This is a genomic window from Bartonella machadoae (genome assembly GCF_022559585.1).
Taxonomy (GTDB): Bacteria; Pseudomonadota; Alphaproteobacteria; order Rhizobiales; family Rhizobiaceae; genus Bartonella; species Bartonella machadoae.
Genome location: NZ_CP087114.1, coordinates 856,699 through 878,309, shown reverse-complemented (window position 1 = coordinate 878,309; position 21,611 = coordinate 856,699). Strand labels below are relative to the sequence as shown.

General features: G+C 38.2%; 23 protein-coding genes, 1 tRNA gene and 1 pseudogene. 10 read left to right on the top strand and 15 right to left on the bottom strand.

Annotated features, from left to right (window positions below):
* Positions 1-15 precede the first annotated feature (15 nt).
* Together LNM86_RS04030 and LNM86_RS04025 are read left to right on the top strand one after the other, a co-directional pair.
* Complete coding sequence (locus LNM86_RS04030; protein ID WP_241438532.1) at positions 16-936, top strand: electron transfer flavoprotein subunit alpha/FixB family protein; 921 nt, start codon at positions 16-18, stop codon at positions 934-936.
* 3 nt (positions 937-939) lie between these two features.
* A complete protein-coding gene (locus LNM86_RS04025; protein ID WP_241438531.1) occupies positions 940-2,604 on the top strand; it encodes an electron transfer flavoprotein-ubiquinone oxidoreductase in 1,665 nt (554 codons plus the stop codon).
* A gap of 874 nt (positions 2,605-3,478) precedes the next feature.
* On the opposite strand, the pseudogene LNM86_RS04020 reads toward LNM86_RS04025, so the two are convergent.
* The 6 genes and pseudogenes from LNM86_RS04020 to LNM86_RS03995 all read right to left on the bottom strand — a co-directional run.
* Positions 3,479-3,720: pseudogene (locus LNM86_RS04020) on the bottom strand (Arm DNA-binding domain-containing protein); the annotation flags it as partial.
* Positions 3,721-4,191: 471 nt separating this feature from the next.
* Positions 4,192-4,983 (bottom strand): pyrroline-5-carboxylate reductase, encoded by a 792-nt coding sequence (locus tag LNM86_RS04015; RefSeq protein ID WP_241438530.1) that lies wholly within the window; start codon positions 4,981-4,983, stop codon positions 4,192-4,194.
* A gap of 56 nt (positions 4,984-5,039) precedes the next feature.
* Positions 5,040-5,285 (bottom strand): hypothetical protein, encoded by a 246-nt coding sequence (locus tag LNM86_RS04010; protein WP_241438529.1) that lies wholly within the window; start codon positions 5,283-5,285, stop codon positions 5,040-5,042.
* A 105-nt stretch (positions 5,286-5,390) separates the two neighbouring features.
* Complete coding sequence (locus tag LNM86_RS04005; RefSeq protein ID WP_241438528.1) at positions 5,391-5,759, bottom strand: YraN family protein; 369 nt, start codon at positions 5,757-5,759, stop codon at positions 5,391-5,393.
* A gap of 23 nt (positions 5,760-5,782) precedes the next feature.
* Positions 5,783-6,670 (bottom strand): 16S rRNA (cytidine(1402)-2'-O)-methyltransferase, encoded by an 888-nt coding sequence (rsmI, locus tag LNM86_RS04000; protein ID WP_241438527.1) that lies wholly within the window; start codon positions 6,668-6,670, stop codon positions 5,783-5,785.
* 818 nt (positions 6,671-7,488) lie between these two features.
* A complete protein-coding gene (locus LNM86_RS03995; protein ID WP_241438526.1) occupies positions 7,489-8,583 on the bottom strand; it encodes an Mrp/NBP35 family ATP-binding protein in 1,095 nt (364 codons plus the stop codon).
* Positions 8,584-9,175: 592 nt separating this feature from the next.
* Between LNM86_RS03995 and rpmH the strand changes: the two genes are divergently transcribed.
* The 8 genes from rpmH to LNM86_RS03955 all read left to right on the top strand — a co-directional run bounded on the left by rpmH (position 9,176) and on the right by LNM86_RS03955 (position 15,149).
* Positions 9,176-9,310 (top strand): 50S ribosomal protein L34, encoded by a 135-nt coding sequence (gene rpmH / locus LNM86_RS03990; RefSeq protein ID WP_005864709.1) that lies wholly within the window; start codon positions 9,176-9,178, stop codon positions 9,308-9,310.
* Between the two features lie 130 nt (positions 9,311-9,440).
* Positions 9,441-9,809, top strand: a complete 369-nt coding sequence (gene rnpA, locus LNM86_RS03985; protein WP_241438525.1) for a ribonuclease P protein component — start codon at positions 9,441-9,443, stop codon at positions 9,807-9,809.
* A 13-nt stretch (positions 9,810-9,822) separates the two neighbouring features.
* A complete protein-coding gene (yidC, locus tag LNM86_RS03980; RefSeq protein ID WP_241438524.1) occupies positions 9,823-11,661 on the top strand; it encodes a membrane protein insertase YidC in 1,839 nt (612 codons plus the stop codon).
* Positions 11,658-12,305, top strand: coding sequence for a ribosome biogenesis GTP-binding protein YihA/YsxC (gene yihA, locus LNM86_RS03975; protein WP_241438523.1), 648 nt, complete (start codon positions 11,658-11,660; stop codon positions 12,303-12,305). The genes yidC and yihA overlap by 4 nt, the downstream gene beginning before the upstream one ends.
* Before the next feature lie 135 nt (positions 12,306-12,440).
* Positions 12,441-13,133: a glutathione S-transferase family protein gene (locus tag LNM86_RS03970; RefSeq protein WP_241438522.1), complete on the top strand. Its 693-nt coding sequence runs from the start codon at positions 12,441-12,443 to the stop codon at positions 13,131-13,133.
* A 362-nt stretch (positions 13,134-13,495) separates the two neighbouring features.
* Positions 13,496-14,308: a 4-hydroxy-tetrahydrodipicolinate reductase gene (gene dapB / locus LNM86_RS03965; protein WP_241438521.1), complete on the top strand. Its 813-nt coding sequence runs from the start codon at positions 13,496-13,498 to the stop codon at positions 14,306-14,308.
* Between the two features lie 29 nt (positions 14,309-14,337).
* On the top strand, positions 14,338-14,958 hold the full coding sequence (locus tag LNM86_RS03960) for a 2,3-bisphosphoglycerate-dependent phosphoglycerate mutase (protein WP_241438520.1): 621 nt from the start codon (positions 14,338-14,340) through the stop codon (positions 14,956-14,958).
* A gap of 106 nt (positions 14,959-15,064) precedes the next feature.
* Positions 15,065-15,149: transfer RNA gene (locus tag LNM86_RS03955), tRNA-Leu, on the top strand.
* Between the two features lie 92 nt (positions 15,150-15,241).
* Here LNM86_RS03955 and LNM86_RS03950 read toward each other — a convergent pair.
* The 9 genes from LNM86_RS03950 to LNM86_RS03905 all read right to left on the bottom strand — a co-directional run bounded on the left by LNM86_RS03950 (position 15,242) and on the right by LNM86_RS03905 (position 21,598).
* Positions 15,242-15,631, bottom strand: a complete 390-nt coding sequence (locus tag LNM86_RS03950) for an XRE family transcriptional regulator (RefSeq protein WP_241438519.1) — start codon at positions 15,629-15,631, stop codon at positions 15,242-15,244.
* Between the two features lie 100 nt (positions 15,632-15,731).
* Positions 15,732-15,962, bottom strand: a complete 231-nt coding sequence (locus tag LNM86_RS03945) for a hypothetical protein (RefSeq protein ID WP_241438518.1) — start codon at positions 15,960-15,962, stop codon at positions 15,732-15,734.
* Between the two features lie 110 nt (positions 15,963-16,072).
* Complete coding sequence (locus LNM86_RS03935; RefSeq protein WP_241438516.1) at positions 16,073-16,306, bottom strand: hypothetical protein; 234 nt, start codon at positions 16,304-16,306, stop codon at positions 16,073-16,075.
* Positions 16,303-16,965, bottom strand: coding sequence for a gene transfer agent endolysin BgtA (bgtA, locus tag LNM86_RS03930; protein WP_241438515.1), 663 nt, complete (start codon positions 16,963-16,965; stop codon positions 16,303-16,305). The genes LNM86_RS03935 and bgtA overlap by 4 nt, the downstream gene beginning before the upstream one ends.
* Before the next feature lie 66 nt (positions 16,966-17,031).
* Entirely contained in the window at positions 17,032-17,364 is a 333-nt protein-coding gene (locus LNM86_RS03925) for a hypothetical protein (RefSeq protein WP_241438514.1), read from the bottom strand.
* Between the two features lie 13 nt (positions 17,365-17,377).
* Positions 17,378-18,325: a phage major tropism determinant gene (locus LNM86_RS03920; RefSeq protein WP_241438513.1), complete on the bottom strand. Its 948-nt coding sequence runs from the start codon at positions 18,323-18,325 to the stop codon at positions 17,378-17,380.
* A gap of 1,153 nt (positions 18,326-19,478) precedes the next feature.
* Entirely contained in the window at positions 19,479-20,258 is a 780-nt protein-coding gene (locus LNM86_RS03915) for a hypothetical protein (RefSeq protein ID WP_241438911.1), read from the bottom strand.
* A 76-nt stretch (positions 20,259-20,334) separates the two neighbouring features.
* Positions 20,335-20,832 (bottom strand): hypothetical protein, encoded by a 498-nt coding sequence (locus LNM86_RS03910; protein WP_241438512.1) that lies wholly within the window; start codon positions 20,830-20,832, stop codon positions 20,335-20,337.
* 82 nt (positions 20,833-20,914) lie between these two features.
* The gene (locus tag LNM86_RS03905; protein ID WP_241438511.1) at positions 20,915-21,598 is read right to left on the bottom strand and encodes an LbetaH domain-containing protein; all 684 of its coding nucleotides are present in this window, start codon (positions 21,596-21,598) and stop codon (positions 20,915-20,917) included.
* Positions 21,599-21,611: the final 13 nt, after the last annotated feature.

Below are 21,611 nucleotides of genomic sequence, written 5' to 3'. Positions count from 1 at the left end.
AAAAGGTAAAAACGTATGGCAATTCTTTTATTAGCCGAACAAAATACAGAGCAAACCGCAAAAGTACTCACCGCAGCTCGAAAAATAAGCGATGATATTGATATTTTAGTTTGTGGAACAAAAGTTCAAAAAATCACCGAAAATAGTGCTAAGCTTTCTGGTGTACGGCAGATTCTTGTTGCTGAAGCTGATTATTTAACACATCACCTCGCTGAGCCTATGGCCAATACAATTGTCGAACATGCGAATGATTATGATGTGATCATGGCTGCCTCTACCAGCATCGGAAAAAATGTCATGCCACGCGTAGCCGCTCTTCTTGATGTTATGCAAATTTCAGATATTGTTGCTGTTCTTGCGCCCGATACCTTTAAACGACCAATTTATGCAGGGAATGCTCTCGAAACTGTACGCAACAATGATCATAAAAAGGTCATAACAGTTCGTACAGCTTCTTTCACACCAGCCGCTTTGCAAAATAACGCTGCTCCTATTAAAACAATAACACCAGCACCTAATCCAAACCTTTCTTCTTTTATAAAAGCAGAGACCAACAAAAGTGATTGCCCTGATCTTACTTCAGCACGTGTTATTATATCAGGTGGACGTGGTCTTGGTTCACAAGAACAGTTTATGGCACTCCTTCTCCCTCTGGCAAATAAACTCGATGCTGCTCTAGGTGCTAGCCGTGCAGCCGTTGATGCTGGCTATGCCCCTAATGATTGGCAAATTGGACAAACAGGGAAAGTTGTTGCCCCTGAACTCTATATTGCTGTCGGGATTTCCGGTGCAATCCAGCATTTAGCTGGCATAATGGATGCACAAATTATTGTAGCCATCAATAAAGATGCTGAAGCCCCCATCATGCAAATTGCTGATTATGCCCTTGTAGGCGATCTTCATCACATTATCCCTGAGTTGGAGAAAGCTTTATAAGTCATGAATGCATCTTTGCATCAACACCGTGAAAGTATGGAATTTGACATCGTTATTGTCGGAGCGGGACCTGCTGGACTTTCTGCAGCAATTCGTCTCAAACAAATTAATCCAGAACTTTCTGTCACAGTCGTTGAAAAAGGGAGCGAAGTTGGTGCACATATACTCTCTGGTGCAGTTGTTGATCCCATAGGCATTGACACACTTCTACCAGAATGGAGAAATGAACACGAGCACCCCTTCAACACTCCTGTCACCAGCGATCAGTTTTTTTTTCTAAAACCAAAACACGCAACACTCTTCCCTCATATTTTTTCCCCTAAAATCTTATCAAATAGTGGCTGCTATATTGTTTCACTCGGCAATGTTTGCCGTTGGCTCAGCAAAAAAGCTGAAGAACTCGGCGTTGAAATCTATCCTGGTTTTGCCGTATCTGAGACTATTCAAAACGATAACGGAGCCATCATTGGTGTTCTCACAGGTGATGTAGGCGTTAATAAAGATGGAACACTTGGAAAAAATTATATGCCTGGGATGGCTTTGTTGGCAAAATATACTTTAATTGCGGAAGGAGCACGTGGTTCCATTGCCAAACAACTGATACAAAAGTTTGATCTTAGTAAGAACCGTGAACCACAAAAATTTGGTCTTGGGTTTAAAGAACTTTGGGAAGTTGATCCCAAAAAACACCAACCTGGTTTAGTTCAACATTTCATAGGATGGCCCTTAGATAATAAGACCGGAGGCGGAGGTTTTCTTTATCATCAGGAAAACAATTTCATTTCTGTGGGATTCGTGGTGCATTTGGATTATAAGAACCCCTATCTCTCCCCCTTTGAAGAATTTCAACGTTTTAAAACACATCCCAAATTCTATGAGATCTTCAAAGGTGCAAAACGCCTTTCCTATGGCGCACGTGCCATTAGCGAAGGTGGTTGGCAATCTGTTCCCAAACTCACCTTTCCTGGAGGAGCACTTATTGGCTGTTCTGCCGGTTTTGTTAATGTTCCTCGTATTAAAGGCTCACACAACGCCATCTTATCTGGCATATTAGCAGCCGATAAAATCGCTAAAGCTCTTGCACAAGGCCGCACCCACGATGAAGTCAAAGAAATCGAAGAACATTGGCGAAAAGGTCCCATCGGTAAAGATCTTTATAAAGTACGCAATGCCAAACCGCTCTGGGCAAAATATGGCACAAAATACGGTATTAAGCTTGCTGGCTTTGATATGTGGTGGCAACAGCTTTTTGGCTTTTCTTTATTTAAAACACTCTCTCACGGAAAAGCAGATTATGCATGTCTTGAACCAGCAGAAAATTTTAAACCCATTGCTTATCCAAAACCAGACGGTATTGTGACCTTTGATCGCCTCTCTAGTGTTGCTCTTTCCAATGTCCACCACGAAGAAAACCAACCATGCCATCTAAAAATATTCTCATTAGATAAACAAAAAAATTCTGAATATGCAGTTTATGGTGGGCCTTCCACCCGCTATTGTCCTGCTGCCGTTTATGAATGGACAATAGAACATGGTGACAACAAAACTTATGTTATCAATGCTTCAAATTGCATACATTGTAAAACATGCGATATCAAAGATCCCAATCAAAATATTAATTGGACCTGTCCACAAGGCAATGAGGGACCACTTTATTTAAATATGTAATCATTGCCCATTTCTCCAAACTGAGAACAGAAAAACACAATCAACAGAGTTCTTCTTCTCAAAAACAAGAATCTCTTCCACGTTCTCGAATGGCAACACATTGATTTATAAAGATAATTCATCGTTTTGCATGTTGAATTAGCCCCCCGAATATTGTAAGATTCTCTCATCTCAAACCTGCTTTTGTTCAATCAATCATAATCACTTATTTGCACGTTATAAGCGGGGTTATCGTGTGGGTAAAAAAACGTTTAGAAAGGAATAAAAATGCCTCTTATGAATCGTCTCAATACCAAGGGCTGTCGCAACATTGGGGGCCGATAAATATAATTGCCTCAGTTTTCTCACCATGCAAAACCTATTCTATCACGAAACTCCCAATAAAAAACACTCCGAGATATTATTTTTTATAAGAAAAATCTCTAACATATTGTTTTTAAAATTTTTACCTACCAATGTGAAAAATATTTGCACTCTTCTTTCATAAGGCTGTAAACCATTCTCCACACTCTCTCTTTTTAATTTAGCTGTACAGTTTTCAAGAACATCCACAAAAATATCTTTGAATGAAGATCGTACAATGCCGACTCAGGTTTTTACTTTTTTCATTCTTTTTCCTCACAAAGAACAATACACCATGACGCTACGCTATTTACAAATTTACTTTAGAGGAACCTCTCTAACAGATCACCTCCCCTTTTCGTTTTTCCTCCACAAAGAGTCTATTGCAAAATCCAATGGATGATATCATCTTTTACATTCTATAGAGTAGAAACCAACACAACTCTTCGGTTTGTGCACTCAAAATGTTATGCTTATTCTTCCATTGTTAAGTTGATTGATAAGAAACATATTTTCTCCCGTCTTAAATGGTTATGGAGTCACGACCTTCATGCAAAACAGAACACCATTGTGTTGCACATTCACGAGCTTTTTTTTAAGAGACATTTCTTAAAGCACCCAAGCCCATTTCACGACAGCACCCGCAAATGATATAGCATAAAAGCCATTGAGCACCACCATCTTTACGCTTATGAAGGTGCAGGCACCATCATACTCTTTACCGGCCCCCAATGTACAACAGCCCTCAGTCTTTAGACGATTCATAACAGGCATTTTTACTCCTTTCGTTAGAGTTTTTTACTCACACGATAACCCCGCTTATAACGTGTAAATAAATAATTATGATTGTTTCAACAAAAGCAGGTTTGAGATGAGAGAATCTTACAATATTCGAGGGTCTCATTCAACATACCAAAACAATGGATTATCATTATAAATCAATGTCTTACAGGTTTATTTATCGATATATGAATGCTTCTTAATAACGGATAAGCAAATATTTTTTATTCATGATGAGAAAGAATTAAAATAAAAAAGCTTTTTATCTTTAATGTTCTCATACAAGATAGAAATAATGAATTGTCTTCATAAATCAGTTTATGACTGTAGAAAAAATCTTGAAGATCAATCTTCTTACTCTTCAAATATCCATAGCTAATAATTTTCTAGAGTTGCGTTCAGGTCATTTTCAAAAAATACACTCATATTTTTCTCATTGAAAACAGAAAATATGAATCCAACATTTTAATGAGAAAACGAATCCTTCATTTTTTGCAAGGTCGTCTCAAGAGCTGTTATTAGAGCGTTTTTCCCCCCTTGATGAGAAAAACAGTTCGACAAAAGTTCATTTGTTCCTCCTTTTGTTGAAAACTCTTTCTCAAGCAATGCAAAATCAAGAGAGGCAGGACCCTCTATTGCTATAATTTTGCGCATTTCATCGGTAAGATTTCCGAACATCATCGCAAGAAAATCTGCTGATTGTTGCTGTTCTAATCCCTGTTTTATAAACCATTGATGTGCTGTTTCTATAAAATTGAAATACACTCCCATGAGTGAACCAGCAGTCATGAAAAGATTAAACTGTTCTTCTGCATTCAATACCAATGTTCCCCCCAGAGCTTCAAATAAACGGTGTAAAAAGGGATGATCAGGATAGATTGGCGTCAAATTTTTACATTCTGCTACAAAAGGAAGTGGAACAGCACGATAAACCTTATGGCTAATCCACTCTTCAACTTGTGCTGCTTTTGCCATAGCAAGAACCGAGACAACAAGCTGTTTGCAACGAAAACGAAGAGAACGTAAAACTTCTTCGGCAATTTGGTTAGGCAAACAAAGAAAAACACAATCACTCATATCGAGCAATGCCTGATTATTTTCAGCAATGATGACCCTATCATATTTGAGTGAAAGGTGTTCTGCCATTTGCGCATTGCGAGGTGAAATAAGAAGCGAAGAAACGTCAAATTTGCTTTTCATTAAGCCATCAATCATTGAAGTGCTGATTTTACCTGTTCCCAAAAAGCCAATTTTCATTTCTACTCCTTACATAAATAATTTTTAAAGAAAACTGCACCAACAGTTCATCGATTTTAACTTACATAAACAGTAATCGAGGAAGCAACACATAACATAGCAACAATAATCAATGCCAAATAGATTTTGGGTTTATCAAAAAGAACTGCAAAAGCAGAAAACCAACCAACGACAGCAGCCGCTAGTGCACATAAAAAACCTGGTTTATTCATAAGAACGATATGCATTGCCATTAAACCACCAATAATCAGTGCTCCAAAAACAATCAATAAACCCGTTGCAAATTTTTCATAATCGTCCATGTTTTGCTCCTCATAGTGCTCAAATTGTAGCACACTTTCCTAACCCATCTGTCTATAAAAATGAAATGTTTTTCATTTACCATGGTTAAAACGATATAGGAACGTTTATTTATCAGATGTAAAAAATGCCGGAATATGCTGTGGCAAACGCCACGGTAAAATTGCAATGAGATCAAAGCGTACACATAAAAGAGCATGATCTTTTTGCCGTGCTAGCCAAATATCAGCGGCTGCTTCAATCCGTCTCTCATTTTCACGAGAAACTGCTGCCATTGCTTCAGCTAAACTTGAACGTGCTTTGACTTCAACGATTAAAACAAGATTTCCACGCCGCGCAATTAAATCAATTTCACCACATTTTGTTTTAAAACGAATTTCAGCAATATGAAATCCTTTGAGTCGCAACCACCAAGCAGCCCATTTTTCTGCACGAATACCGCGATAAAAAGACTTTTGCCTGCGCTCTTTTTGCATAAGCTTATCAATCCTTTAAATTTTTAGCTATCTTTTAAAAAATTTAACCGCTGAAAAAGCTCTTGCTTTTTAAAACCTGTTTTCTTAGCCGCTAAAGCAGCTGCTTGAGCAGCAGAATATGTACGCGCCAATTCTAATAACATGCCATCAATTTCTTGATCGCTCATCACTTCTAAAAAAGGAGGGGCTTCTCCAACAAGAATAACAATCTCACCTCGAATATGAGACTTTTGCCTATAACTTTCCAATAAATTCCCTAAATTGGAAACATCTATTGTTTCAAATTTTTTTGTTAATTCACGACAAATTGCCGCGGGACGATTAGCAGAAAAAACAGGAATCATATCTTGTAAAGTCTCAACAAGACGATGTGGAGATTCATAAAAAACTAAAGTCGCGGGGATCGTTTTTAATTGTTCCAAACGCTTTTGGCGTTGTGCCTTGCGTGCACTTAAAAAACCTGCGAAAAAAAAGCTATCGGTAGGAAGCCCCGTAGCAACAAGAGCTGCTAAAAGTGCTGAAGCACCAGGGATCGGAATGATTTTGCAACCAACTTTGCGCGCTTCTTCTACTAGTCGAAAACCAGGATCAGAAATAAGCGGTGTACCAGCATCTGATACAAGTGCCACGCTTTTATTTTCTACTAAAACTGCTAATAACTTCTGCCCTGCCTTTTGTGCATTGTGTTCGTGATAAAGGAATGGTTTTTTCTGAATACCATAGCGTTCCAACAAAACACGCGTTACTCGCGTATCCTCACACGCTAGAATATCAACCCCCGCCAACACTTGCAAAGCACGAAGAGTGATATCTGCTAGATTTCCGATAGGCGTTGATACGAGATAAAGCCCTGGTTCTATGACAGGCGCAGGATAAGCATGCGTTCCTATAAAATATGTTTTTTCACACATACCCTTCTTTCATCTGCAAGAATCCCCTCTTTTATCAATCTTCAATAAAACCTTTACCCATGATTATCCATCGCTGCCAACTTTATTGTCATTGCCAAAGAATAAACCGCTTAAATAATTCGCGTGTCATCACAAAATGGTTCGCATCAATATCTGCGCTTTTCTTAGTCTCTAATGTGTTTTCAATCATCTTGGCACTTCCAATAGAATTGCATTCCCAGTGTTACTAATACCACATCAACCCCTATCACTTTATATAAATCTTTTTATATAAATCTTTTCCTCATGAACCACGAAGCGAAATTCTCTTCCTCCCCATCCCTTGGGCTTATTCATTCTTTTTAAGGGATAAATTTTTGAATTCTTTCATTGCCTAGATTTTAAAATCAGCCTTATTTATCGATATCAAAACTGTCAACCAAAGCAACTACAAATCACTTCCTCTCAATAATGATTGCCCGTAATGATTGCCTATGTCATTGTGAATAAACATGACTCACTTGCGCCATAACATCTCATGTTGTCATACTCTTTACCGCTTTTACGATGGTATAACCAATATCTAAAATTTCATAGTGAAAAATACATTTTTATACCTACATCAAAGCTTTAGCCAATTCACTCTTCTCACAAAAAACAACAAATAATTTATGTTGATAAAAATAAACATTATCACATACTGTATGATGCGCTTTTCCGTTTATTTCACCCCTGAAACCTCTCCCCCAGTAAAAGTCCATGTCTTGTAATGTTGATAAAATAGCTTCTTATATTTTTAAACAGCGTATTTTAGCATTCCATCTGAGAAAAACATGCATTTATAAAAATTTATTTTTTATCTGATTAACAATCGCACGATAAAGCTTAGCCTGTTCCTCATCAGGCTTAGCAACAAAAATTGGCACACCGTCATCTGAGGAAGACCGCAATTCTGCATCAAGTGGCACTTCTGCTAAGAAAGGCACTCCTCGACGCTCTGCTTCTGTACGGGTACCACCATAACCAAAAATATTGTAACGTTTTTGCGTATCAGGAGCAATGAAATAGCTCATGTTTTCAATGAGCCCTAAAATGGAAACATCAACTTTCATGAACAATTCTATTGCTTTACGCGCATCAACCAAAGCAAGATCCTGTGGAGTAGAAACAATCAATGCTCCCGTCAACTGCACTTGTTGCGCAAGTGTCAATTGTGCATCGCCTGTCCCTGGGGGCATATCAACCACCAAAATATCAAGAGGGCCCCATAAAACATCTCTAAGCAATTGCGTTACAGCCGCCATTACCATGGGACCACGCCACACCACCGGCTTTTCCTCCTCAACCAAAAAGCCCATCGACATTAATTTCAGTCCAAATTTTTCAAGAGGTTGAAACTTTTTCCCATCAATAAGCTGTGGTTTTTCATTAACAAGTCCTGTTAAACGCGGCAAAGACGGACCATAGATATCTGCATCCATCAAACCCGTTTTAAAACCAGAATCTTGTAAAGCGAGAGCAATATTCATTGCCATTGTCGATTTACCAACGCCTCCCTTTCCAGAAGCAACGGCAATCACATGCCGAACACCTTCTATTGGCATTTTCACAGGCAATCCACTTATTCTACGTTTTGACCTAGAAAAAACTGTATTTTTACGCACAGAAGACGAGACCATTGGTTTTTTTTCTGCCGTAAGTGTGACAACTACAGATTCAACCCCATCCATAACACAGACCACTTCTTCAGCAGTACGACGCAACGTCTCCCATTCTTGTACACGTCCATCTGGAACAGTAATGGAAAAAAAAACTTTTCCATGAGCAATCAATATTTCTGAAAGAAGCCCTGATGATACAATATCACTTTCAAAACCTGGTCCTTTGATTTGATGTAATGCATCGCGAATAGCCTCACTCGTGATAGGACTCACATTCTTTCCTCTCTATAAAAAATCTAGAAAATAGAGCAATAAAGGTGAAAAACTTCAACTTAGACGCCCTAAAAATTCCCACTTTATGAGAATTGTAAAGCGCAAATACCTTATATATCACATCTCTTGTAAAATACGAAACAAACCTCAAGTAAAAACCTAGAGCATAAAATCCCATTAACCAGAATGTCATTCGATCATTTTACAAATGTTCCTATAAAAATCTTTAAAAAGCAAAATTGAGAAAACCTCTTAACGTAAACAGGCGCTCTATCATAATTATATAACAACAAATTATAGATTCTTTATGAAAAGTGTGAACACTCCATTGTCTTGTAAAAAAATAGCTGTAAAATTACTCATTGAAAACAGCAATTATTTCCCTTAACTTTTAAGAGTGTTACGAACAAAAAGCTTCTATAATAGAGAGTTTTTTTGCATTTTTTAGGAGAGTGAAAAATAATCTAAGATTGACTTTTTTATTTTTTTCCTTATGAAATAGTGACCGTATAATAGAATATATTACTGTTCATCTAACGCATAAGTTTACCCATAGAATTAAGAAGGGCCGCACTCCGCGGTATTTAAATAAATGAAACGTACTTACCAACCATCTAAACTGGTCCGTAAACGCCGCCATGGGTTTCGTGCACGTATGGCAACAGCCGGTGGGCGCAAAGTCATCGCTGCAAGGCGTGCTCGTGGGCGTAAACGGTTATCTGCTTAAGCATTTAGTTTAACCATTTACATTTTCACAATGGTTGAGTATCGTCCTCATATTTTCATTGTGAAACTTTCGTTATGAACCTTCAATGCTTGTTTTTACAGGCATTTAGTAAAGTTGCGAAATGCCCTTTATGAAGAAAAAACACCCCTGTCGCATTCGCAAAAGAGCGGATTTTTTGGCTGTACGAACAGGAGAAAAGCGGCGTGGTCCTTTGTTTTTGCTGGAGGTTAAATCTCATGAACAAACAGCAGGAATGAAACCTCTCCCTGTTGCGCGTGTGGGTTTTACAGTTACACGTAAAAATGGCAATGCTGTTAAACGTAATCGTATCAAAAGGCGTCTACGTGAAGCGGTGCGGGTTGGACTTATAGACAATATGGAAGCAGGGACAGACTATGTTATTGTTGCGCGTCCTGATGCACTTCATGCGCCTTTTACATCTCTTATCAATGAACTAAACCGACGAATAAAACCAAAAATAAAACACCAACAACGGTAACAGGATAGTACGAATGGAATATAACCGCAATTTCTTTATCGCCATTGGATTATCTTTCATTGTGCTTGTCGCATGGCAGTTTCTTCATGTGATTCCTAAACAGGCTGAATTACAAAAGAAACAAGCAATTGCACAGCAATTGTCAAAACAACAATCAGCACTTTCCACTCCTACAACAAATTTTTCTGATGCTGCACCAACATATGAATCAGCTTCTATAATTAATCACAAAATGACCCCTGAAATGCGAAATGCTGTGTTGTCAAAAACAAACCGTATTGCTATCAAAACCAATGAACTTGAAGGTTCCATTAATCTTGTTGGTGCACAATTTGATGATCTTCATCTCAAAAAATATCGCCTGACAGTAGAAAAAAAATCACCAGAAATTGCTCTACTGAATCCCAAAGGATTCACAACAACCTATCTTGCTGAATTTGGTTTTACGAGTTCATCTTTGCCAGCAAACGCCTTACCACAATCTGATACCCAATGGCAAATAGAGGGTAACAATACAATACTGACCCCTTCCACGCCCATCACTCTCATTTATAACAACGGTCAGGGACAGATTTTCCGTCGGATCCTTTCTGTCGATGATCATTACATGTTTACCATTGAAGATTCTATCAGCAATGAAGCAGATAAACCGGTATATCTCTCGCCTTATGCTCGTGTTGCACGTGCTGCTCCACCAGAACATACAAATGCAACCTATTTGCTTCACGAGGGCATGATAGCTATTGCAGGTGATTCACTTAAAACTGAGAAATATAAAACTTTAGCAGAACTTGATCCAAATCCTGATAATGGTCAGAAAAGTATGGTTTTTTCTAAAGTAACAGGAGGTTGGGTTGGTATTACCGATAAATATTGGGCTGTAGCGGTTATTCCTTCACAAGATCAAGAATATACAAGTCGCTTTATTTATTTTGATCGCTTGCAGACACATTATCAGTCTGACTTGTTAGGGGCGCTTTTAACAATTGCCCCAAATGAAACAAAAACCATTACAAATCGTCTGTTTGCTGGTGCAAAACAAGTTGAAATTATTAATCACTATCAAAATGATCTGAGAATCAAGAAATTTGCTCTTTTAATCGATTGGGGCTGGTTTGATTTTATCACTAGACCAATGTTTTCTCTCATTGAAACTCTTTATAAGCAAACAGGCAATTTTGGTGTTGCTATTCTTCTTGTCACAGTGCTGTTAAAAACACTTCTTTTCCCTCTGGCAAATAAGTCTTATAAATCTATGGCACGCATGAAGCTTATACAACCGCTGTTACTGGAAATAAAAGAAAAATATCCAGATGATCGTACCAAACAACAACAAGCAATTATAGAGCTGTATAAAACCCAAAAAATTAATCCTCTCGCAGGTTGTTGGCCGATGTTGGTTCAATTTCCTATATTTTTTGCTCTTTATAAAGTTCTGTATATTACCATTGAAATGCGACATGCGCCTTTCTTCGGATGGATTAAAGATTTAGCAGCTCCTGATCCAACTTCTGTTTTTAACTTATTTGGTCTTTTGCCATATACAACTCCAACATTTCTTATGATTGGTGCATGGCCTTTAATCATGGGAATAACGATGTTTCTACAAATGCGTATGAATCCAGCTCCTCAAGACCAGACACAAGCTATGATCTTCGCATGGATGCCTGTTATTTTTACCTTTATGCTAGCCTCTTTCCCTGTTGGTCTTGTCATTTATTGGGCGTGGAATAATATACTCTCGATGATTCAGCAAGGAATCATGATGAAACGTCAAGGGGCGAAGATTGAGCTTTTTGATAATCTTAAAGCTCTCTGGAAAAAACCTCCTAAAGAAGAAATGCATAAATGACAAAGCATTCTCTTCTTTCTGATATTTTTTCTTGCAATTGGATTTTTATTCGTGGTGTACCAGCAATACACTTTCTTCCACCAGAAGGACCACCAGAAATTGCATTTGCAGGGCGTTCTAATGTTGGAAAATCCTCTCTCATCAACGCACTTGTTCAACAAAAAGGTTTGGCACGTACCTCAAATACACCAGGACGTACACAGGAACTTAATTACTTTGTACCCAATGGTTTCAGTGGAAAACCTGGGGATCTCCCCCCTCTAGCGCTCGTAGATATGCCAGGTTATGGTTTTGCCAAAGCTCCTAAGAACCTCGTTGATGCGTGGACACATTTGATTTTTAGCTATTTACAAGGGCGGACAACACTGAAACGTGTTTATATTTTGATTGATTCACGTCATGGAATTAAAAAAAATGATGCAGAAGTTCTAAATCTCCTCGATAAAGCAGCTGTTTCATATCAAATAGTTTTAACAAAAAGTGATAAAGTAAAATTGCACATTCTTGAAGAACTAATAATAACCACAAAAAGACAGCTTCTCAAACGCCCAGCATCTTATCCTGAAATTCTTGTGACATCTTCAGAAAAAGCATACGGTTTGGAAGAATTACGTACGGCCATTTTACAAACGATCACAATATAATATTGCTGTTATTAAGAGCTTATTAAGCATAATGACTCGCTTTTGCTAATAATGTTGTACTTCTCGTAAAGCAGCTTTATAAAAATTCCTGTTACTTGAAAGAATTTTCATCAACTCTATTTGATACTGTAGATCATGCTGACACTTTTTCACTCTCCCCTATCCTCTGCCTCCCGTTTCATACGCCTCATTCTTGGAGAATATGGTATAACTGCTCAACTCATTGAAGAACATGAATGGGCCAGAAGACATGAATTTCTTGCGCTTAATCCAGCTGGTCATGTTCCCGTTCTTCTTGATGAACACGAAGTTCCATTATCAGGAGCCATTGTTATCTACGAATATTTAGATGAAACACATGGAAGTTTACGACAAGAAAATAAACTTTTTCCGGAAAATCCTCTAAGTCGTGCTGAAGTACGCCGTCTTAATGATTGGTTTTTAAATAAATTTGAAAACGAATCTACACGCCATATTGTACGAGAACGAATCTATAAACGTGAAATGCCACTCGCTATTGGCGGTGGTGCTCCCAATTCACAAATTTTACGCAATGCACGCGCCAATATTCTACCACATATGAACTATCTCAATTGGCTTTGTGCCTCTCGTGACTGGTTAGTCGGTTCTGAATTATCCTATGCGGATCTTGCAGCAGCAGCTTCTGTGTCTGTTCTTGATTTTCTTGGAGAAGTTGACTGGGAACAGTCCCCCTCCGCCAAAGACTGGTACACGCGGATTAAATCGCGACCTTCTTTTCGCTCTCTTTTAACAGATCGCATCCGAGGAATTGTAGCAAGCCCGCATTATGCAGATCTAGACTTTTAAGCGCCTTTCTCACCAAGTAAAAGCAATATTCATTGTTTTAAAAAAGAGACTTCTACATCAAGAAAAACGCATTAAATTTTTACAATATAATAAAGAATTTATCCTTTTATAATTTGAATGAGACCTTCAAATACAAGAATATTTTCTTGTTTTTCCTCATCTTAAGATGAAACAAAAAGTCGTTTTTTGTTCATCATAAATGTAATGTGAATAAAGATTCCCCACCAGCAGCTTCTATAAGCTAGCAATCCTTACATATAACTAAAGAAGTAAAATTTTTCTCCTATAGAGAAAAGAACTGTTGGAAAGAAAGTGGAAATTTGCCTATACTGTAAGACGTAAAGTGTTATAAGGAGAAAAATATGCGCCTTACCGTTGTTGGTGCTAATGGAAAAATGGGACGCGAACTTATTTCAGCCATCCAGCAGAGGAAAGACGTAGAGCTTCATGCTGTGCTTGTACGCAAAGGATCGTCTTTTGTAAACAAAGATGCTAGCATATTGATTGGTTCAGATGTCCTTGGTGTTCACATCACTGATGATCCTGAAAGCGCTTTCTCTAGCACAGAAGGTATTTTAGATTTCTCACAGCCACAAGCCAGTCTTCTTTATGCTAACTATGCTGCTCAAAAGGGTCTTGTGCATATTATTGGTACAACAGGATTTAGTAAAGCAGAAGACATGCAAATTACAAATTTTGCGAAATATACGACTATTGTCAAATCTGGAAATATGAGCCTTGGAATCAATCTTTTAGCAAATCTTGTAAAAAGAGCTGCAAAAGCTCTAGAATCTGATGATTTTGATATTGAAATCTATGAAATGCATCACGCGGATAAAATTGATGCTCCTTCTGGAACAGCTCTTCTTCTTGGACAAGCAGCAGCCGAAGGTCGCAATGTTATGCTAAAGAATGTGTGTGTCAACGAGCGCAATGGCCATACAGGTAAACGCGAAAAAGGAACAATTGGCTTTATCTGTTCACGAGGTGGAACGGTTGTTGGCGACCATAATGTTACTTTTGCCGGCCCTAATGAACGCATCGTTCTTTCACACGCAGCACAAGAACGCTCTATCTTTGCCAATGGTGCCTTAAAAGCAGCCTTATGGGCAAAAAATCGTGAAAATGGTCTTTTTTCAATGCTTGATGTTTTAGGATTGAATGATGCACTTTAAACAACCAATATAACGCAGGAAATTTGCGCATGAAACGCACACTTGTACTCATTCGTCATGGACAAAGTGAATGGAATCTCAAAAATCTTTTCACCGGCTGGAAAGATCCCAATTTGACCGAAAGAGGTCATGCAGAAGCAATAGCAGCAGGAAAAAAACTTAAAGAAACTGGTTTAAAATTTGATATTGCGTATACATCAGCCTTACAACGTGCACAAAAAACGGCACAGCACATTCTGGAACAAATGGAACAATCAGACTTAGAAGTTATCAAAACCCCCACATTGAATGAACGTGATTATGGTGATCTCTCTGGTCTGAACAAAGATGAAGTACGTCAACAATGGGGAGAAGAACAAGTACAAATATGGCGTCGCTCCTATACTATTGCACCTCCAAATGGAGAGAGTTTACGTGATACTGGTGCTCGGATTTGGCCCTATTATATTCACCGCATCCAACCGCATATTTTACGTTGTCAAACTGTTTTGATCGCAGCACACGGGAACTCTCTTCGTGCCCTTATTATGGCGCTTGAAGGTCTAAACAGTGAAGAAATTATCTCTCAAGAATTAGCAACCGGTATTCCTATTATCTATACCTTTCATTCCGACTCAACAATTGCATCAAAAACAATCCTTACGCCTTAAATTTCTAAAATTGTGGTGAATACAAGGAACTCAAGAGCGTTGATCTGCAAAATAAATTCTAAATTTTATTGACAGAGTAACCTCACAGGCTTAGATGGATTTTATAGCCCAGATGGCGGAATTGGTAGACGCGCAGGTTTCAGGTACTTGTGCCGTAAGGCGTGGAGGTTCGAGTCCTCTTCAGGGCACCATGTGCTTTTAAGCTTCATGTAATTTATTGATGATCAATATGTTTTTTAATGTGAGGGATGCATGAATAAAAGCGAGGGAATAGGATTTTGAATCATGCCTCCACAACAGAGGCATTTTTTTTGCTTTCCCTTTCTCTAATTGCTGCTAAAAATTCTCTGAAGAATTCTAAATCCTGTTGTGAAAAACTATTCAACATTCTCACAAACATGCCGGTGATTTCACACCTCAACTGATCAGAAGGTCTGATCGTAAAAACATGACGACAAGCATCAGATTCTCGCCTTAAACGTTCTGCCGCTTCTTGATCTAAAGCATAAAGCTCTATGATCTTTTCTTCCATGCCAACCGGTACTGATTTTTTGCCAATTTCTACTGATGATAAAAATGGTACGGATATGTTTAATTTCTCAGACATATCTAAAAGACGTTCAGAATAATCAATGCGAAGTTTCCGTAAGCTTTTTCCAAAAGGTGTAAGCATCTAAAATCCTATGAAACAAACGAATATTCGCTCTGATTCTAGCAAAAAAATTCAGATTTTTCTTTCAATTATTCCGAATCAACAGTTCTTTTCGGAGTATCTAACTCTTGCTTATCCATCTTTTAAGATGTGAGAAGATATTATCGAGCGCATCCATAAGGCGGGCAAAATCAAGAATAAACATAAAGACAAAAAACATCATCCACTTCATAAAACGAGACATCATCTTCACACCCTGATAAGCATTGATCATCTCATGAAGGAGCTCTCGTTCTCTCTCTGTAAGCTCTTGCTCGTCGCTCTTGGGATTTCTGTTCATCTTTCCAACCACATAAATGCGCCCCATGCTTGTTATGCTTTAAAATATCTCTTGCTAAATTGGCACTGATCACACCAACATCCTGCTGGTCCAAATAAATCGGCAACCAACCACCACAACTCTCAATCCTCTTTGCTGCGCACCCAACGAGAAAGATCACGGCGCACATCACCATCACTCTTCTGATTAACTTCATTTTCAACCTCAAGACGTGTTTTTACTTGCTTTAAAGCGTTCTCTGTTTGCTTGTGCTGTTCGCTTTTCTTGCCTAAATGAAACGCCTTCGCTAAAGCCATAAAAAAAACGGCTAAAGCCGCTGTAAACATCAAGTAATATTTCTTGAGATAAAACATCATAGCCGTTGCTCCCGAAACCGTTTGGCAACAAACACAAGACCAACACAAGCCGCTAAAACCATCAGACCGGCTAAAGCCCATTGAATAGGACCATTGCCTGCTAATAAGCCTCCAAGACCAGAGCAAGAACCTATAATCGGTGCTAAGGCTTCTATTTTAAGTGCACCCGTTGCCTCTTTTACTTGAACTCTTTGATAGTTAGAAGAAACATAAGACCCTCGAGCCCATAATCCCGCTTCGGCAGCACGCCGGTTGGCTAAACCTTTTAGAACTTTGCCTCCAGCCTTATTCCATTTTTGCAATTCAAAAGGAACAGACGCATAATCACCTTGATTAAGCCTTTTTAACAAAGTCGAGTTGTAAAAAGCGCGCGTGCCTACATTATAGCAAAACGAGACTAACGCTGCGAACTGTTCATCCGTTAACGAAACCTTCACCGCTTTTGCAACAGCCTTCTCAAATTGCTTTAAATCCTCACAAAGAATTTCTTCTGCTCGCTCTTGGCTAATCGACATGCCCTTCTTAACAAACGGTTCGCCTGCCTTACTGGTGTGCCCATAACCAATCGTCCAAACACATGCCTTATCTAGATACGCATCCAAGCGTAAACCTTCCCATTGCTTGATTAGCGCTAAACCTTCTTGCGATATTTTTCTCATTGCCTGCTCCATAAAAAAAGCCCCACAAAAGTGAGGCGGGATAAACTCGTGATGGCTGTTAGTGATTTATTGGCTGTGCTCTCTTATTAATTGCTCGACCTCCTCAACACCAAAGCCAAGTTGAAAGAGCGGTGCATATTCGCTTTCCTGTAATTCATACTGATAACGCTTTTCTACAGGTGTAGCATTAGCGTCCAAAGACGTCATTTCCATCACAACATGAATGCTATGCCCCTCATCTTCAATCCCTTCTTCACCTTCTCCAAGCTCTTTTATCGGTACCCAATAAAAACGCGTCTCTAAAAGCTGTTCTAACCTTCGCACTGTTTCTGCCTTGTCATAGTCCAGCATGTTGAGATAATCTTCTTTGCTATTTAAATGCTCTGGATAATCTATCATCTTTACATCCTCTCTAAACAAAACGAAGGGGATGGCTACAGCCACGGGCGCCAGATGATGCATAAACGGATGACCGTATAATGACTGCACGCAAATGTGGAGTAATATTCTTAGTATCTGACCATTCTCCACCACCTAGCAAGGCATACATATCTTTTTTAAATTGTATATTTGGTGCTTGTCCTGATACTGTTTGCATAAAACAAACATCCCTCAAATATTGCCAAACATAACCGCAACCATCCTCACAACCGATATGCGAAATCATCCGTCTATTCGCCGTATCCCTATAACCTCCGGAATGTTTTGGAGAAGGTGCTTTTTTGCCTTGAATAGGACTACCTTCGTTGCTTCCATACATCGCAGAAGCGAATTGTGTATCATCTAGCAATGCTTTCTTAACACGCAACATATCGGATAGATGATCTGTCTGTAGACGGTTCGTCGTGATAGGAACACCATAAGCAGAGCGTGTATTGCTACCCATTCCTGACTGAAGGTAAATATCAACCCAAAGATCTTGTGAGGGGTCATAAACCATCCCTTCAGGAGAACTATGCGGACGGTGATTAAGACACCAAACTGAGTTAGGTAAAATATCCCCTGCCCGATAACCAGACAATGGATGACCTTCAATCGTACCAACATCCGCACAAAGCGTATGAAACCCGCCTATCTTCCTCGAATTATTAACCGTGTAATCCCTTGGATAGGTAGAGTTTTCTGACAAAACAAATTTGTGAGACTGTCCTTCATCCGAAACCAAATAAACATAATAATCCTTGCCCGCCGAAAGAGAAGGAACGGAGATTCTTGTATCTGTCGTATAACTGGCAACCAAAACATCATTGGCGAGTGCCAAAGAAATATGCGTTCCTTTTTTTAACGTTAATTGACTCTTTCCCGTCGCAACAAGAAACGGTGTGGAAATGGAAAGAACCGTTAAATTAGACTGTTTCAATAAATCCTTTGCCTCTTGCGCTAACGCTTTTGCCTGTGAGGCTACTGTATTCGCAGAAAGAAACGTGTTGTTAAGAAAAACACAATGAAATCAATATATTAAGTGCATTTATTTTATATGAATCCACTTATGAATCCATACTTTTATGCACGATTCAATTGATCATTTTTTACAAACAATAGCTATCTATAAACAGAGCATAAAAAGCAAATCATGATGCCAATGTTATAACACATGAGAGCATTCAAATGAAATGCAAAGCAGTTATCATTCATAACAGGTCATAAATTTTACAAGACGTTTTTATCATAATAAATCGCATTGTTAAAACGATATGCTTTTAATGATAGAATGCAAAATACGTTTCAAAAGCTTTTTTGATAATAGGTTTAAAGTAATAAACGCAATTTGGATTGAGTGATTAGGGTTACCCCAAATTTGGGGACACCTCTTTAAGATAATATAGTGTCTTTAAATGCAGATATTTGAAACTTTTTTTTGAAAGGAGTTAATCCAAATTTGGATTAGCTATTTTAGTCACCTCAATATGAGGGCATTTCTTTAAAGATAAACAGAGAGAGATTGAGAGATAACATCATTAAACGCAAATATTTAAAGAGAGCTATAGAAAGATAAAGATACTACCCCAAAAATTGGGGCGAGTAATTTTAGCCAGCTCAAATTTGAGCCGGCTAATTTAAAAAAAGAGCTATTTTTTGTTTTATGAGAGATTGCTTTCAAAACCAACGCTTGCTTTTGATTGACTTGATATAACTTACAAAGCGTTTTGATTTTAGAATGTAATTTCTTTGAAATTTACTCAACTCAAAAATGAGCTTAGTATTTTAATACGTTTTAAAAGAGGTTTTATAACCATTAAGAGAGCTAACATTGTTTTTTCATTCAAATGTGATGATCTAAAAGAACGCTTTCATAATCATTCCTTTATATTATTTTGGATAAATTTTTATAAACAGACTAGAGAGCTTGCAATATAATACGTTTTGTATATATGTGCTTATAACTCCTTAGAGTGATGATTGATTCAACATGAGAGACATGAAAGCCGCGTCACGTAAAAATGGCACGGCTTTCTTTTTTGCACTCTTGTTTTTTTAGATGGCATGAAACCAACGCCCCCCGCATTTGTTATTTATTCTTCAGTATCAATAATCTCTATAAGAATATCGCTCTTATTAACCTCCTTATCTTTTGGAACCTCTCTTATTTCACTTTTTCGATTAAGTTTTGCACGACCACAAGCACGACCAAAGACCTTGATAGTATGAGAAACCTGAGCTTTACCATAAACAGAGCCATAAATTTGTGCACAGCCACTCACTTTTGCATAGTCATAAACCTTGCCATAAATTTTTGCACGGCTATTAACAACAGCATAGCCATAAACACGCGCATAACTAAAAAGACAAGCAGAGCCTAACACTCTAGCGTTGCCATAAAGCCTTGCATATTCAAAAAGATAACTATTATGAGAAAGATGCGCATTGCCATAAACATGGGCTTCAATTGAAACGCGACTATTGCCATAGACACGAGCCTTGCCATAAACATAGCCAGCCACATGCGCACTGTCATAAACAAATGCATTGTCATAAACTTTTGCATATTGAGAAATGAACACCTTATCATGCACCTGAGCATTGCCATAGACAAGACCACAAATTTGCGCGTTGCCTCGTATTTTTGCATTGTCATAAACACGGGCATGTTTATAAACCAATGCCTCATCATATACCCAGCAAAGACCGTTATGAGAAAGATTTTCTTCCTTTTCAATAAAACCGCCCAGTTGACCAGCTTTGACATCAGAAAAGCTTTTTAAAGCCTGAATGCGATAAAGCGTTGTAATTTTTTGTGTAATTTTATCTTTTAGTTGTTTTGTTTCATTGGTTCGTTTGTATTTTTTAGACATCATAAGAGCCCTCACAATCTCTCTTGTGTTAAAATTGGTATGGAAAATGTTGGAAAAATGGAATGACCGCAGCGCTTTAAAGCTTTAAAAAGGCTTTATTACGCAGCCAGATGATTTTTATTTCATTATTGGAAAGCAATTCGATATAAGACCTTGTTTCAATATCATCGCGCGTCTTTTCTAAAATCATAACAACGCCGTGACTATTAGCATTTTCATAAATATGGACATGATTGACGACACGGGCGTGATCATAAATTTGTGCATTACCATAGACATGGGCATGGTCATAAATGATCGATTTACCAAGAACGATTGCATTGCCATAGACATAACCAGCGATAATAGCGTTATGATAGACCCTAGCATTTTCAGAAACCCGACCTGAGTTTAAAACCAGAGCATTACCATAAACCCAGCAATTGCCATCATGGGATAAATTGCTTTCATTTTCGATAAAGCCGCCCAGTTGACCAGCCTTGACATCAGAAAAGCTTTTTAAAGCCTGAATGCGATAAAGTATGTGATTACCAAAGAGACGCGTTTCATTTGTAAGTGCAAATTTCTTTTGCATAGAAACAATCCTTATAGAACATGAGATTTTTAAATGGAAAGAATTTGGAAAGCAGGCGCCCCCGCCGCGCCCGTGGTGTTATTTATGCTGCTTGATTTATGATTTGATCACAAATTTTGATATTACCATTCAATTTTTTTGTATCTATATATGAATTACCAAAAACACTCACTTTATTGCAAATGTATGTAGCACCTGTAACTTTAGCATTGTCATAAATACAAGCATCATCACAAACCACAGCAAAAAACCAAACTTGTGCGTTACCAAAAATCTTTGCATTCCCATAAGCTTGCGCATAGCCAGTTAGTAAAGCGTTATCATAAATTTTTGCATTGCCTTTTATAACAGCCCTGTCAGAAACTTCAGAATTATTCAAAACACAGGCATGATTGTAAACAAAAGCCCTTCCCAAAACCCTAGCATTATCAGCAACTTTTGCATTGTCATAAATTTTTGCACAATCACAAACCTTTGCATCATCACAAACCGTTGCATTGTCGAAAACGCTAGCATAATTGAAAATTTGCGCATTATCAGACACGACGCCATTGTCAGCAACCCACGCATCATCATAAACCCAGCAGTTACCATCATGAGAGAGATTATTTTCATTCTCAATAAAGCCACCCAATTGACCAGCCTTGACATCAGCAAAATCTCTTAAAGCACGAATGCGATAAAGGGTACGATTACCAACGACATGCGTTTCATTTGTTAATTCATATTTTTTGGATACAATTTTAGATACAGTTTTAGTGGTCATAGGGAGCTCCCAA